The 13985-nt window shown below is 74.3% G+C and carries 12 protein-coding genes; 6 read left to right on the forward strand and 6 right to left on the reverse strand.

Features of this window, described 5'->3' with window-relative positions; all coding sequences use genetic code 11:
• Positions 1-539 precede the first annotated feature (539 nt).
• The 3 genes from lnt to fxsA are packed head-to-tail and all read left to right on the forward strand — an operon-like array spanning position 540 to position 3829.
• A complete protein-coding gene (lnt, locus tag ACMA1D_RS05295) occupies positions 540-2420 on the forward strand; it encodes an apolipoprotein N-acyltransferase (RefSeq protein WP_414722682.1) in 1881 nt (626 codons plus the stop codon).
• Positions 2417-3208 carry a polyprenol monophosphomannose synthase gene (locus tag ACMA1D_RS05300; RefSeq protein WP_414722683.1) on the forward strand — a complete coding sequence of 264 codons (792 nt, stop codon included), beginning with the start codon at positions 2417-2419 and terminating at the stop codon, positions 3206-3208. Before lnt ends, ACMA1D_RS05300 begins: the two co-directional genes overlap by 4 nt.
• 18 nt (positions 3209-3226) lie before the next feature.
• A complete protein-coding gene (gene fxsA / locus ACMA1D_RS05305) occupies positions 3227-3829 on the forward strand; it encodes an FxsA family membrane protein (protein WP_414722684.1) in 603 nt (200 codons plus the stop codon).
• 229 nt (positions 3830-4058) lie between these two features.
• On the opposite strand, the gene ACMA1D_RS05310 is transcribed toward fxsA, so the two are convergent.
• Both ACMA1D_RS05310 and ACMA1D_RS05315 read right to left on the reverse strand, forming a co-directional pair.
• The gene (locus tag ACMA1D_RS05310) at positions 4059-4433 is read right to left on the reverse strand and encodes an RNA polymerase-binding protein RbpA (protein WP_176160397.1); all 375 of its coding nucleotides are present in this window, start codon (positions 4431-4433) and stop codon (positions 4059-4061) included.
• A gap of 516 nt (positions 4434-4949) precedes the next feature.
• Positions 4950-5594: a YczE/YyaS/YitT family protein gene (locus tag ACMA1D_RS05315; RefSeq protein WP_414722810.1), complete on the reverse strand. Its 645-nt coding sequence runs from the start codon at positions 5592-5594 to the stop codon at positions 4950-4952.
• Positions 5595-5880: 286 nt separating this feature from the next.
• Here ACMA1D_RS05315 and ACMA1D_RS05320 point away from each other — a divergent pair, with 286 nt between their 5' ends.
• Positions 5881-7386: a PLP-dependent aminotransferase family protein gene (locus ACMA1D_RS05320; protein ID WP_414722685.1), complete on the forward strand. Its 1506-nt coding sequence runs from the start codon at positions 5881-5883 to the stop codon at positions 7384-7386.
• A 116-nt stretch (positions 7387-7502) separates the two neighbouring features.
• Here ACMA1D_RS05320 and ACMA1D_RS05325 read toward each other — a convergent pair whose 3' ends face one another.
• Both ACMA1D_RS05325 and ACMA1D_RS05330 read right to left on the reverse strand, forming a co-directional pair.
• Entirely contained in the window at positions 7503-9116 is a 1614-nt protein-coding gene (locus tag ACMA1D_RS05325; RefSeq protein ID WP_414722686.1) for a hypothetical protein, read from the reverse strand.
• A 25-nt stretch (positions 9117-9141) separates the two neighbouring features.
• Positions 9142-9336: a hypothetical protein gene (locus ACMA1D_RS05330; RefSeq protein ID WP_349989866.1), complete on the reverse strand. Its 195-nt coding sequence runs from the start codon at positions 9334-9336 to the stop codon at positions 9142-9144.
• A gap of 357 nt (positions 9337-9693) precedes the next feature.
• Here ACMA1D_RS05330 and ACMA1D_RS05335 point away from each other — a divergent pair, with 357 nt between their 5' ends.
• Positions 9694-10113 (forward strand): ankyrin repeat domain-containing protein, encoded by a 420-nt coding sequence (locus ACMA1D_RS05335; protein ID WP_414722811.1) that lies wholly within the window; start codon positions 9694-9696, stop codon positions 10111-10113.
• A gap of 199 nt (positions 10114-10312) precedes the next feature.
• Complete coding sequence (locus ACMA1D_RS05340; RefSeq protein ID WP_414722687.1) at positions 10313-11641, forward strand: amidase; 1329 nt, start codon at positions 10313-10315, stop codon at positions 11639-11641.
• Between the two features lie 90 nt (positions 11642-11731).
• On the opposite strand, the gene ACMA1D_RS05345 is transcribed toward ACMA1D_RS05340, so the two are convergent.
• Both ACMA1D_RS05345 and ACMA1D_RS05350 read right to left on the reverse strand, forming a co-directional pair.
• Positions 11732-12421: a LutC/YkgG family protein gene (locus ACMA1D_RS05345; protein ID WP_414722688.1), complete on the reverse strand. Its 690-nt coding sequence runs from the start codon at positions 12419-12421 to the stop codon at positions 11732-11734.
• Entirely contained in the window at positions 12418-13956 is a 1539-nt protein-coding gene (locus tag ACMA1D_RS05350) for a lactate utilization protein B (protein ID WP_414722689.1), read from the reverse strand. The genes ACMA1D_RS05345 and ACMA1D_RS05350 overlap by 4 nt, the downstream gene beginning before the upstream one ends.
• Between the last annotated feature and the right edge of the window lie 29 nt (positions 13957-13985).

A 13985-nucleotide genomic window follows, 5' to 3' on the forward strand; every position in this document is an offset into this window, starting at 1 on the left:
CCCGGACGTTCAGTAGACAACGGCTTTCGGTCGACCCGCAGCCAGCGGGCCCCAGGTCGGCCCGAAGGGCGACGGGCCCCTACCCGCACCGGCGCACGCCACGCGCCTCATCCCTGCGCCGCTCGCCGCCGTGCCCGCACCCATGCGGTTCCGCATCGGTACGCGTCGTGCTGATGCGCCGGGGTACGACGTCCCGTCGTCCTGCTGTGCTGGCTTACGGGCGCCCCGCCGTATCTGTTGTGCTGGCGCACAGGTGCGCTGTCCCGCGGTGTGTGCCGCACCGGTACGGCCGCCCCGTACCCGACGCGCGTGGGGCGTGGTGCGCCCCGTCTGCCGGCCGGCCCGCACCCCCGAACCCACGGCCCGGCACCGCTCCCGCACGAGCCGCTACCCGCCGCCCGCCCGCTGGCCCCTGCCCTTCCGCAGGGGGCGGGCACGTTCGTCGGCCGGTACCCGTTACGCACCCAGCGGGCCACGTCCGGCCCACCGCGGTATACCGTCACTTCACCACCGCTCGACCTGCAAGGAAGGCCGCGACGTTGCACCCCGGTTCCGACACCTCCGCTGGAGCCACCGCCAGCGGTCAGGCGGCCGACTCCCCGGTCGACAGACCGGCCGGGTCGCCGGCCGCCCCCGGTACGCCCGCCCCGAGCGCGACGCCAGCGCCGGGGGCCACCCGGCGCCAACGGCTGGCCGTGCTCGCCCGCCGCGAGGCCCGGCGCACCGGCCTCGCCGTGGCCAGCGGCCTCGCCCTCGCGCTGGCCTTCCCGCCGTACGACCTGTGGCCGCTGTCGCTGCTGTCCGTCGCGGCGCTCTCCCTGCTCACCTGGGGACGGACGGCCAGACAGGGGGCCTGGACGGGGTTCGCGTTCGCCCTGCCGTTCTTCGTGCTGCTGCTCAAGTGGCTGCACGTGGTCGGCTGGGACGCGGTGGTCGGCCTCTCGATCGCCGAATCGCTGTTCTTCATCCCGTTCGGCGCCGCGCTGGCCCGCACCTCCCGGCTGCCGGCCTGGCCGCTGTGGGCGGCCTGCCTGTGGGTGGCCGAGGAGTGGGCCAGGGACCGGGTGCCGTTCGGCGGTTTCCCGTGGGGGCGGCTGGCGTTCGCCAACACCGGCTCACCCTTCACCCCGCTCGCCGCGCTCGGCGGCGCGCCGCTGGTGACCTTCGGGGTCGCGCTGGCCGGTGCCCTGCTCGCGTTCGCCGTCGGCACGCTCTGGCGCCTGTACGTGCCGGCCGGCGCCCCTGAACGGGGCGCCCCGGCGCAGCCGGCGACCGACACCACCGGGCCGGCCCGGACCGACGCCGCGGACGCGGCCGGAGACGACAGCGCAGGCCGCGCGGAGCGGACGACGGAGGAGCCGGACGGCCCGGACGCCGCCGGTGCGGCTGCGCGCGGCGCGGGGGGCGCCCCCGGGGCGCTGCGCGGCCTGCTGCCCGTGGTGGAGTCGGCCGCGCTGGCCGCGGCGGTGACGCTGGTCGGGCTGCTGGTGCCGGTGCCCACCGACGCGGACGACCACGTGAACATCGCCGTGGTGCAGGGCAACGTGCAAAAGCCCGGCATGGACTTCCTGGGCCGCCCGATGAAGATCCTCAACAACCACGTCAACGCGACCCTGCGGCTGGCCGAGGACGTGAAGGCGGGCCGCGCGCCCAAGCCCGACCTGGTGATCTGGCCGGAAAACGCCTCCGACCTCGACCCGTACAAGCACCGCGAGGCGTACGCCCGCATCGACCTGGCGGTGAAGACGATCGGCGTGCCCGTCCTGGTGGGCGCCCTGGTCGACCATCCGACCAAGGTCGGGTACGTGGAGAACCAGGGCATCGTCTGGGACCCCGAGACCGGCCCCGGCGCCTCGTACACCAAGCAGCACCCGGTGCCGTTCGGCGAGTACGTGCCCTTCCGCGAGCAGCTCAGCAAGGTCATCTCGCGGCTCGACCGGGTCCCGCGCGACTTCTACCCCGGCGACCACTCCGGGGTCATGCAGGTCGGTCCGGCCAAGCTGGGCGACGTGATCTGCTTCGAGGTCGCCTACGACGCGATCGTGCGCGACACCGTCAAGGCCGGCGCCCGCGCCCTGGTGATCCAGACGAACAACGCCACCTACGGCCGCACCGGCCAGCCCGAGCAGCAGTTGGTGATGTCCAAGCTGCGGGCCATCGAGCACGGGCGGGCCGTGGTCACCGCGGCCCCCAGCGGGATTAGCGCTGTGGTCGCCCCCGATGGGACCATTGAACAGCGCACCAAGGAATTCACCCAGGACGTGCTCAGCGCGCGAATTCCCCTGCGCGATGACACCACCGTCGCCGACCGGCTCGGCGCTGTGCCCGAGTGGGTGCTCGCTATGGTGGGAGTTCTGTCCTGCGCCGCTGCGATCATGGTGGGCCGGCGAGGACGTACGGACGAGAAGGGGATGCAGTGAACGACGGCGTAGACGTTGCGCGTGGCGAGACTCAGGGGAGGAAGTACGGTCCGCTCGGTACGACGCTGGTGATCATTCCGACCTACAACGAGGCGGAGAACATCAAGCTGATCGTCGACCGGGTGCGCAAGGCCGTCCCCGATGCGCACGTGCTCATCGCCGACGACAACAGCCCCGACGGCACCGGCAAGATCGCCGATGAGCTCGTCGCCGCCGACGAGCAGGTGCACGTGCTGCACCGCAAGGGCAAGGAGGGGCTCGGCGCCGCCTACCTCGCCGGTTTCCGCTGGGGCATCGAGCACGACTACGGCGTGCTCGTCGAGATGGACGCGGACGGCTCCCACCAGCCCGAGGAACTGCCCCGGCTGCTGACCGCGCTGGGCGGTGCCGACCTCGTCCTCGGCTCCCGCTGGGTGCCCGGCGGTCGCGTGGTGAACTGGCCCAAGTTCCGCGAGTACATCTCCCGCGGCGGCAGCACGTACTCACGGCTGCTGCTCGACGTGCCGATCCGCGACGTCACCGGCGGTTTCCGGGCCTTCCGCAAGGAGACCCTGGAGGGCCTCGGCATGGACGCGGTGGCCTCGCAGGGCTACTGCTTCCAGGTGGACCTGGCCTGGCGCGCGGTGAAGGCCGGCTTCCACGTCGTGGAGGTGCCGATCACCTTCGTCGACCGGGAGCTCGGCGACAGCAAGATGAGCCGCGACATCCTCGTCGAGGCACTGTGGCGGGTCACGGCCTGGGGCGTGGGGTCCCGGGTCAACCGGATCACCGGCCGCAAGCACACCTAGAACAGGCACACTGGAGACATGAGCTTCGGCGCATCGCACACCCCCCAGCCGTCCGGGCGACGTTCGCGCTTCCGTCGGTTCGCCCCGCTGTCCGTCGCCGCCTGGCTGGTCCTGGAGATCTGGCTGCTGGTGGTGGTCGCTGAGGCCACCAATGCCCTGACGGTGCTGGCGCTGCTGGTGGCCGGCGCCGTACTGGGCGGCTATGTGATCAAGCGGGCGGGGCGTCGGGCCTGGCAGTCGCTGACCACCGGGCTGCGCCCCGGCGCGGGCCCCGCGAACGACGACCCGACGGCCGGCCTCGGCAACGGCCTGGTCATGCTCGGCGGACTGCTGCTGATGCTGCCCGGCCTGGTCTCCGACGCGCTGGCGCTGGTGTGCCTCTTCCCGCCGACCCGGGCGCTGCTCGGCCGCCGGGCCGAGCGCGGCCTCTCGCGCCGCATGGGGTACGCGACGAGTTCCCTGGGCGAGGCGTTCCAGCAGGCGAGCCGGGGCGGCCCGGGCCACTCCGGGGACGGCAAGGTCGTCCAGGGCGAGGTCATCCGCGACGACGTGCCGCCGACGCGGGGTGGCCAGCCCGAAGACCGGAACCCGGGGCACCAGGACCCACCGCTGCCCCGCTGACCCCGGGCCACGACCGCCCTGGCCTCCGCCTCCGCCGGCGTGCTGCCGGGGGCCGCTCGCCGTACGGGAGGGCGGGGGCAGCGCTGGCCCGGCGGGCGTGGGCCCGGCGGGGAACGAGACGTATGCGGGCGAGATCTAGACGCACGAGGGCCGGGGTCACTGCGGAACAGTGACCCCGGCCCTCGATGTGCTGCTGTGTCACCGGGCGGGCCCGGCGCTAACGCGTCCGTCAGGCGGACTTGCGGTTGTCCCGCGGATGCACGGCGATGTTCATGGCGCCGGAACGCAGGACGGCCAGCCGCTCGGCCAGCACCTCCTCCAACTCCTCGCGGGTGCGTCGCTCCATGAGCATGTCCCAGTGCGTGCGCGCAGGCTTGCCCTTCTTCTCCTCAGGCCCCTCGCCGTCCACCAGGAGCGCCTGGGCGCCGCACGCCTTGCACTCCCACTCCGGCGGAATCTCCGCCTCTACCGAGAAGGGCATCTCAAATCGATGTCCGTTCTGGCATGCGTACTCCACCGCCTGGCGCGGGGCCAGATCGATGCCGCGGTCGGTCTCGTAGCTGGTCACCACGAGTCGCGTGCCGCGGAGAGCTCGCTCACTCATGAATCGTGCCTCCCGGGCTTTGTCGCCCACAGGACAGGTGTCGCTGTCGTCGTCATCCGTTCAACGTCCGGTCGGCGGTGAAGATTCCCGTAGAGGGACATGCGTCGCCCGTCGTGCCGCCCCGTTGTTCTACCCACCGGCGCCCGGTTTGTCACATCTGACAGTAGATGTCACCCAGCGTTTGCCGTTCTTTAGCGCGCAGTAACGGTCCGCCTAGTGGGTCGAGGGCGTACACTACTCGCCCTCATGCGTCTGCTCTAAATCCGGTCCACTCTACGGTCAAAAAGTGGCGTTCTTCGATCGCGGACCTAGCTCCTTCGTACCCTAGTGCGCCCTGCTCGTATTCCTGGACGCGGCAAGTCGCTTGAAGGTTGCGCTCGCGATCGGCCCCGTTCCGCTTCGCAAGGCGTCGCCCCGCCCCGAGGGCGCCCCCCGAGGCCGCCCCGCCCCGGAGCCGTCGCATCCCGGCTGCCGCATTCCGTCGCCGGCGGCCACGGACCGGCGCGGGCCCGGCGGCTACTCGCTCGGCTGGGGTGCCGGCCGCCGCGCCGGCTGCTCGGGCACGGCCCCGGCGCCCTCCTCGCTCGCCCCGTGCGGCCGGCCCGAACTGCCGGCGACGACGCCGCGCTGCGCTTCCTCCAGGCCGGCGATGGCGAAGAGCTTCAGGAAGAACTGCGACAGCGGGCCGATCGCGACCGCGTACAGGGCCGTCCCCACGCCCACCGCGCCGCCGAGGGCGAAACCGGTGCCGAGCACGACCACCTCGATGCCGGTGCGCACCAGGCGGATCGAGCGGCCGGTGCGCCGGTGCAGGCCAGTCATCAGGCCGTCGCGCGGTCCGGGGCCGAACCGGGCGGCGATGTAGAGGCCGGTGGCCGCGCCGTTGAGCACGATGGCGAACAGCAGGAGCGGAATGCGCACCGCCAGCGGGCTCGGCTCGGGCGTGAGCGCCAAGGTGGCGTCCATCACCAGGCCGATCACCACGACGTTGGAGATGGTGCCGAGCCCCGGGCGCTGGCGGAGCGGAATCCACAGCGCCAGCACCGCGGCCCCGGCCAGGATCGTCACCGTGCCGATGGACAGCCCGACGTGCTCCGCGACCCCCTGGTGGAAGACGTCCCACGGGTCGAGCCCGAGTCCCGCTCGCAGTTGCAGGCCCATGCTGACGCCGTACAGCGTCAGGCCCACGTACAACTGCGTGAGACGGCGGACGAGGTGGGCCCCCCTTGGTATCGGCACGGTCTGCTCCTTCGTGTGGTGGCTTCTGCCGGGCGGTCGCCGTGGGCGCGCCCGGGCGGGCCGGGCGCCCACCGGTCAGGTGCCCCAGGCGGCGGGCGCCGGCCCGCGCAGCGGGGGCCGACTGGTGGCAGTGGCCCGTCTCGTGCCACTCTGTGGCCCGGGAGTAGGCCACTTCCAGTGCCAATTTCGGGAAGGTGGACTGGAGATCATGAGTGAGTGGACCTCCGCGGTGGGAGCCCCGCAGTTGGCCCGGCTGCTCGGTTCGCAGCGTGCCACGGACGCCGTGCCCGCGCCTGCTGGGCGCCGGGTGGCCGCCTACCGGGCGCTGGCCGACGGCATCCGGCTGCTGATCCTGGAGGGCCGGGTGCCGGTGGCCGCCCGGGTGCCGGCCGAGCGCGAGCTGGCCGCCGCCCTGGCCGTCAGCCGGACCACCGTCGCCGCCGCGTACGAGGCGCTGCGCGGCGAGGGGTTCCTCGCCTCCCGCCGCGGCTCGGGCAGTTGGACCGCGGTCCCGGCCGGCAACCCGTTGCCCACCCGCGGCCTGGAACCGCTGCCGCCCGAGGCCGCCGGCTCGGTCATCGACCTGGGCTGTGCGGCCCTGCCGGCGCCCGAGCCGTGGCTCACCCGCGCGGTGGCCGGCGCCATGGAGGCCCTGCCGCCGTACGCCCACACCCACGGCGACTACCCGGCCGGGCTGCCCGCGCTACGTCAGGCGCTGGCCGACCGCTACAGCGCACGCGGCATCCCCACCAGGCCCGAACAGATCATGGTCACCACCGGCGCCATGGGCGCGGTCGCGGCCATCTGCCGGCTGATGGTCAGGCCCGGCGAGCGGGTGGCCGTCGAATCGCCCTCGTACGCGAACGTCCTGCAACTGATGCGGGAGGCGGGCACCCGACTGGTGCCGGTGGCCATGGCCGACGGGCTGCGGGGGTGGGACATCGCCGGCTGGCGGCAGGTGCTGCGGGACGCGGCGCCCCGCATGGCCTACGTCGTCGCCGACTTCCACAACCCCACCGGCGCGCTCGCCCCCGACGAACAGCGCCGCGAACTGGTGGCCGCGGCCCGCTCGGCCGGCACCGTGCTCGTCGTCGACGAGACCATGGCCGACCTGCCGCTGGAGCCGGGGGCTTCGATGCCCGCGCCGGTGTGCTCCCACGACCCGGCCGGCAGCTCCGTGATCACCCTGGGCAGCGCCAGCAAGGCGTTCTGGGGCGGGCTGCGCATCGGCTGGGTACGGGCCACCCCCGATGTGATCCGCAGCCTGGTCGCCGCCCGCGCCTACGCCGACCTCGGCACCCCCGTGATCGACCAGCTCGCGGTGAACTGGCTGCTGGGCAACGGCGGCTGGGAGGAGGCGGTGGCGCTGCGCCGGGCCAGCGCGCTGGAGAACCGGGACGCCCTGGTGGCCGCGGTGCAACGACACCTGCCCGACTGGGAGTTCACCGTACCCCGCGGCGGCCTGACGCTGTGGGTGCGCACCGGCGGGCTCTCCGGGTCCCGCATCGCGCAGGCGGGGGAGCGGCTCGGCGTACGGGTCCCTTCGGGGCCGCGGTTCGGCATCGACGGGGCCTTCGAGGGTTACGTACGGCTGCCGTTCACGGTGCGCGGCGCGGTCGCCGAGGAGGCCGCCGCCCGGCTCGCGGCGGCGGCCCGCCTGGTGGCGGACGGGGTCGGCGCCGAGGTCGAGGTGCCGCGGCTGTTCGTGGCGTAGCGGCCGTTCGCGGGTTAGCCGCTCGGTGCGCGACGAGCCAGCCGCTCGGCGCGTGTCGGCCGCTCGACGCGTGTCGGCCGTCCGGCGCACGGTGGCCGGTCGGCGCTGGTGGCCGGTCAGAGCGCGGTGGCCGGGCGCTGGCCGGTGGCCCGTTCCCCGGTGTCGGGATTCGGCTCGGCCGGCGGCGCGCCGCGGCCGGGCACCGCTTCGGTCGGCGTGCCGGCCCGGCCGCCGTCGGGCAGCAGCGCGAGCACCGCCCGCCGCTCGTCCTCGCTGGTCACCTCGTCGTACGGGTCGGGAGTGGCGGGCACCTGGAGGCGCTGTACGGGGCCGTCGCCGAGGCGGGCGAAGCCGCGCCCGGGAGGCACCGCGGGCATCGGCGACGTGGGCTGCGGCGCCCCCAGCCCCCGGTGCACCACCTGTGGCGGGAGCGGGCCGAGCACCACCCGGGCGCGGGTGTGGGCCAGCACGTCGGGGCCGAGCGTTGCCAGTGCGCCGGGCTGTTCGGCGATGGCGAGCGTCAGGTGGGCGGGCCTGCCGTGCCGCAGCGGGACGCGCAGCAACTCCGCCGCACCCGGCCGGCCGTCGGTGGCCGGCCGGCCGAGCGCCGACGGCCGGTCCACCACGATCCACAGCGGCCTGAGCACGTCGCCCGGGGTCTGCCGCCCCTGCCGCCGGGCCTCGTGGGCCCGCATGAGCCGCCGCTCGGTCTCGTGCGCCACCCACTCCAGCGCGGCCCGGGCGCCCGTCGGGTCGCTCTCCACAGCGAGGACGCCACTGCGGCCGTGCAGCCACCCGTACCCACCGCTGCCCGCCGCGTCCACGACCAGCACGTCGGCCTCCGGCAGCGCCTGGAGCAGCAGCGAGCGCAGCAGGGTGGTGGTGCCGCTGCCCGGTCCGCCGAGCGCGAGCAGATGCGGTTCGGTGGACCTGGCCCCGGTGCGCCACAGCACCGGGGGCGCGTCCCCGGCGGGCCGGCCGGCCAGGTCGACCACCGGCAGGGTGCGGGGGACGGACTCCGGGTCGGTGAAGCCGAGCACCCGCTCGCCGGGCGCGGTCACGAAGCGCTGGGCGCAGCGGGTGGTGGGCAGCGGTGGCAGGGCGTGCAGAGCGAGCCGGCCGGCCTCCTCGTCCCAGTCGAAGCGGTACTCCCGGCCCCGCCCGCACTTCGCGGCCAGCAGCCACTCGACCTGGCCGCGCGCCGTGGCGTCACCGTCGGCGAAGTAGGCGGGGTAACGCAGGACGAGGCGGACCGGGCGCCCGTCGGGTGCGAAGCGGTACTCGTCGAACGCCCGCTGCCACTGCCCGTCGTACGCGTACAGCGGCTCGGGTGCGCCGGCCGCGCCGAAGTGCGGGACCAGCGCCTCGTAGAGGGTGCGCAGCCGCTCGGCCTCGTCGGTGGTGGGCGCCGGGGGCGTCGCAGCCCCGGCCCGACCCGCCCAGGCCGCCGCGGCCATCAGGGTCAGCAGCGCCAACAGCGGCCCGTACGGTGCGAGGCCGACCAGCAGGGCGCCGACCGCCAGCAGGAGCAGGGTGGGGCCGCGCCGCTCCTTGGGGGTCTGGGCCCAGTGTTGGCGGCCGATGGCGGTGAGGGCGCGCCCGCCGCGCAGGAGGAACAGGACCGGGTGGAGGACGTCGGAGGCGCCGCGGGCCGCCGTGCGCACGAGTGCGCGGCCCCGGGCGAGGCGGCCCTTGGAGGTGCGGACGAGGGGGCGGAGCGGGCGGGCCACGACGGTCTCCCGGGCTGGTGGGCGGTCAGATCCTGATGTCACCCAGCAGGTCGGCGAGGCTGGCACTGCCCGCCTGGATGCTGGGGGCGATGGCGGTGCCCGCCAGGTAGAAGCCGAACAGGGCGCAGACGATGGCGTGCGACGCCTTCAGGCCGTCCTTGCGGAAGAAGAGAAAGACGATCACGCCGAGCAGAACGACACCGGAGATGGACAGGATCATGATGGGCCTCCTGGGGGGTGGGGGCGATCACCGTATGTGGCTTAAGACTCACAGAAAGCACTAAAGGGGGAAAGTTGCGAATGGGTGATTTATCGGTCAAATCGCCCAGCATGTCGAAGGTGATCCGTCCGTAGGGTGGGGGACGGCGCGGATGCGGCCGGGTGCGTCCGGCGCGGCGATCGGCGGCCCACCCCGGACCGGGGCGGGCCCGACGGACCTGAGTGGAGGACGGTTTCCATGAGCGAACACGGCGAACACGGTGGACACGGAGAGCGGTCGGCTGGGGGCGCGCTCGGGCACGAGGGCGGCTCGACGGACGCGCCGGGCGCCGCCCAAGTGGCCGCACCCGACGGCACGCTGGGGCAGCCGGCCCCACCGGCCGACGCCGAGCCGGCGCACGACCCCGAAGTGCTGCAACTGGCGGGCAAGGTCTTCGATCTGGCCCGGCACGGCGACACCGACACGCTGGCGGCCTACGTGGACGCCGGAGTCCCGGTCAACCTCACCAACGACCGGGGCGACTCACTCCTCATGCTCGCGGCCTACCACGGCCACGCACGGTCGGTCGAGGCCCTGCTCACCCGGGGCGCCGACGCGGACCGGGCCAACGACCGGGGCCAGACGCCGCTGGCCGGCGCGGTCTTCAAGGGCGAGGACGAGGTGGTGCGCCTGCTCGTCCGACACGGCGCCGACCCCGCCGCCGGAACGCCGTCAGCGGTCGAAGCGGCCCAGGTCTTCGGCCGGCCCGACCTGTTGAAGTTGTTCGCCGAAGGGTGACGCCGGCGGGTGGGGCGGGCCCGTGGTGGGCTCGTGGGTGGTTGGTCGGGTGAGTGGGTTGTTCGTACGGTGGTGTGGGTGGGGTGCTTCGGGGGCTCGCGCTGGCGGGCGGTGACGGGTTGGGGTCGGGGCCCGTCACCCGTGGCGCGGGTCGTGCTCCGCCCCGGCTCCGCAGGGGCCGGTGGTTAACCTGTCGGCCATGGCAGACAGCGAAGAGTTGATCAGGCGTCGGCCGCTGGCGGCCGAGGCCGAGGCGCTGCGTTCGGGCAGGTGGGACCTGCTCGCCCAGATCGGTGAGACCTGCGAACGGATCGATGCGCTCGACGGTCGGATACGTGCGTTCGTCGACGAACCCGATCGGCGCGGGCGGCTATGGGCCGAGGTCGCGGCGACCCGTGCCCGCTGGCCCGAGCCCGCCACCCGGCCCGCGCTGTACGGCGTACCGGTGGGGATCAAGGACATCGTGCACGCCGACGGCCTGGCCACCGGCGGCGGATCGGCGGTGCCGGCCGCCGAGTTGACGGGGCCGCAGGCGACGGTGGTCACCCGGCTGCGGGCGGCCGGCGCGCTGGTCGCGGGCAAGACGGTGACCGCCGAGTTCGCCGTCACCGCCCCCGGCCCGACGCGCAACCCGCACCACCTGGACCACACACCGGGCGGTTCGAGCAGCGGTTCGGCCGCGGCCGTCGCCGCCGGCCTGGTGCCGCTGGCGATCGGCACCCAGACGGTGGGCTCGATGATCCGCCCGGCCGCCTACTGCGGCGTGGTCGGCTTCAAGCCCGGCTACGGCCGCATCCCGGTGGACGGCGTGATCGCCAACGCGCCCAGCCTGGACGCCCTCGGCATCTTCGCCTCCGACGTCGCCGGCGTGCTCCGTACCGCCGCGGTGCTCTGCGACGACTGGCGGCCGGAGCGGGCCACCGCCGGCCGCGCGCTGCCCGTGCTCGGCGTGCCCACGGGCCCCTACCTGGAGCGCGCGGACGAGGCCGCCCGTACGGCGTTCGACGTACAGGTCGAGCGGCTGCGGCGGGCCGGCTACCCGGTGCGCGACGTGCCGCGGCTGCTGCCGGACTTCGACACCGTCTACACCCAGCAGTTCGTGGTCAACCGGTACGAGGTGGCCCGTACGCACGCCGACTGGTTCCCCCGCTTCGGGGAGCTGTACCGGGCCCAGACGGTCGCCGCCATCCGGCAGGGCCACGAGGTCAGCGAGGCGGACTACACCGCCGCGCGCGCATACCAGCGTGACTTCCGCGACCGGGTGCACGGCACCATGGCGGACGAGCAGGTCGACCTGTGGATCACCCCGGCCGCGACCGGCACGGCGCCCCACGGCCTCACCACCACCGGCAATTCGGTGATGTGCCTGCCCTGGTCGTACGCCGGGCTGCCGGCGCTCACCGTGCCCGCCGGCAGCCTGCCGCCCGGGCTGCCGCTCGGCCTCCAGTGCGTGGCACCGTTCGGCGCCGACGAACGGCTGCTGGGGTGGGCGTCGGCGATCGAGGCGGTGCTCGCCGACACGGCCTGACCCGCGACCACCCCGGTCGACACCACAACCGACCGCGCCCTTTTTGTACGTCGCTCCCGGGCCATGGGCGCGTACGGGAGGGAGGTTGGTTCAGCCGGAGTCGTGGGGTGCTCCGGCCGCCAGCAGGACCACGTCCAGGGTGCGCGGCCCGTGGACGCCCTCCACCCGGCTGAGTTCGATGTCGCTGGTGGCCGAAGGCCCGGAGATCCAGGTCAACGGTCTGAGCGGGGACAGGAGTTCCATGGCCTGCGGCAGCGAATCCACCACCTGCTCCGGCACCCGCACGACGCACACGTGGTGGTCGGGCACCAGGGTGAGTCGGCGTCGGCCCTGGCCGGGACCGGTGTCCAGGACGAGGGTGCCGGTCTCGGCGATGGCCAGCGCGCAACCGGTGACGACGCTGTCCACCGAGTCCAGCGCGCCCGCCGACAGGTCGGGCGCGTCCGGGACGCGGCGGGCGTCCGTCGCCGACAGCCAGTCCGCCGGCAGGCCGTCGGGCACCGCGACGCTGCGCGCGCCGCGCTCGGCGAGCAACCCCGCGATGACGGCGGGCAACCCGGCCCCGTCGGCGTGGTGCACCCGGGCTCGGTAGTCCGCCAGGTGCTCGGCGAGCAGCGCGACCCGTTCGGCGGCCGTGCGCTGGCCGTGGACGCGCAGGTAGGTGCGGGCCACGGCGGTCTCAAGTCCTGCCGTACCGGGGGCAGTTCGGTCATCGGACAGTGCTCGGCGCACCCGGCCCAGGACCCGTGCCCTGCTGCTCGTACCGCCGGGGCCGGTCATGAGGTCCTCCCGTGGTCTGCCTCCGCGCCCGGCCCTGCACCTGGGGCTGTGTCCTGGCCCTGCGTGCGCTGCCACCAGTCGCGGAAGGACTCGGGTGGCACCTGTGGCAGTTCGCGGCTGCGGGTCCAGGCGCGCCCGGGGCCCGGCAGCCGGCTGGGGTGCAGCCGCCGGGTGCGGGTGAGCAGCCGCTGTCCGGCACGGAGCGCACCGGGGTGGTCGAAGGCCCAGCGCGCGGCGCGCATCGCGGCCCGCTCGGCGGCGTGTCCACGGGCCGGCCGGATCACGGCCCGGGTGCCGCGCACCGTCACCTCGCCGCCCTCCACCACCCGTTCCCTGAGTCTGACCAGCACCTCGGGAATGTCGATGGCGACCGGACACACCTCGTAACAGGCACCGCACAGCGAGGATGCGTACGGCAGGGACGCGTCGAGCGCGCTCACCGTGCCGCGCAGTTGGGGGGTGAGGATGGCGCCGATCGGGCCGGGATAGGCCGAACCGTAGGCGTGGCCGCCGGCCCGCTCGTAGACGGGGCACACGTTGAGACAGGCCGAGCAGCGGATGCAGCGCAGGGCCTGGCGGCCCACCCGGTCGGCGAGCGCGTCGGTGCGGCCGTTGTCGAGCAGCACCAGGTGGAAGGCGGCCGGGCCGTCCCCTTCGGTGGTGCCGGTCCACGTCGAGGTGTACGGGTTCATCCGCTCGGCGGTCGAGGACCGGGGCAGCAGTTGCAGGAACACCTCCAGGTCCTGCCAGCGCGGGATGACCTTCTCGATGCCGACGACGGAGATCAGCGTCTCTGGCAGGGTCAGGCACATCCGGCCGTTGCCCTCGGACTCGACGACCACCAGCGTGCCGGTCTCGGCGACCAGGAAGTTGGCGCCGGAGACGGCGACCTTGGCGGTCAGGAACTTCTCCCGCAGGTGCAGCCGCGCCGCCTCGGCCAACTCGGCCGGATCGTCGGTCAGGTCCGCCGGCGCCGGGCGGCCCGCGCGCCCCATCCGGTCCCGGAAGATGTCGCGGATCTCGGCCCGGTTGCGGTGGATGGCCGGCACCAGGATGTGGGACGGCAGGTCGTCGCCGAGCTGCACGATCAGCTCGGCCAGGTCCGTCTCGTACGCGGTGATCCCGGCCGCGGCCAGCGCCTCGTTCAGCCCGATCTCCTGGGTGGCCATCGACTTGACCTTCACCACCTCGCGCTCGCCGGTCTCCCGCACCAGCCGGGTGACGATCGCATGGGCCTCGGCGGCGTCGGCCGCCCAGTGCACCTGGCCGCCGGCCGCCGTCACCGCGGCCTCCGCCTGTTCCAGGTAGTGGTCCAGATGGTGCAGGGTGTGGTCCTTGATGGCCGCGCCCGCGGCGCGCAGTTCGGCCCAGTCGGAGAGTTCAGCGACGGCCGCGGCACGCTTGGCGCGGATGGTGTGGGTCGCGTGCCGCAGGTTCTGCCGCAGGGTGGCGTTGCGCGTCGACCGCTCGGCCGCGGCCGGGAAGGTGGGCGCCGGGCCCGGGAACGTCGGCGCGGTGCCGGCCGCGTCCGGCACCGCGCTTCCGGCCCCAGCTCCAGCCCCGC

It is taken from the genome of Streptomyces sp. 796.1 (assembly GCF_047525675.1).
Taxonomy (GTDB): Bacteria; Actinomycetota; Actinomycetes; order Streptomycetales; family Streptomycetaceae; genus Streptomyces.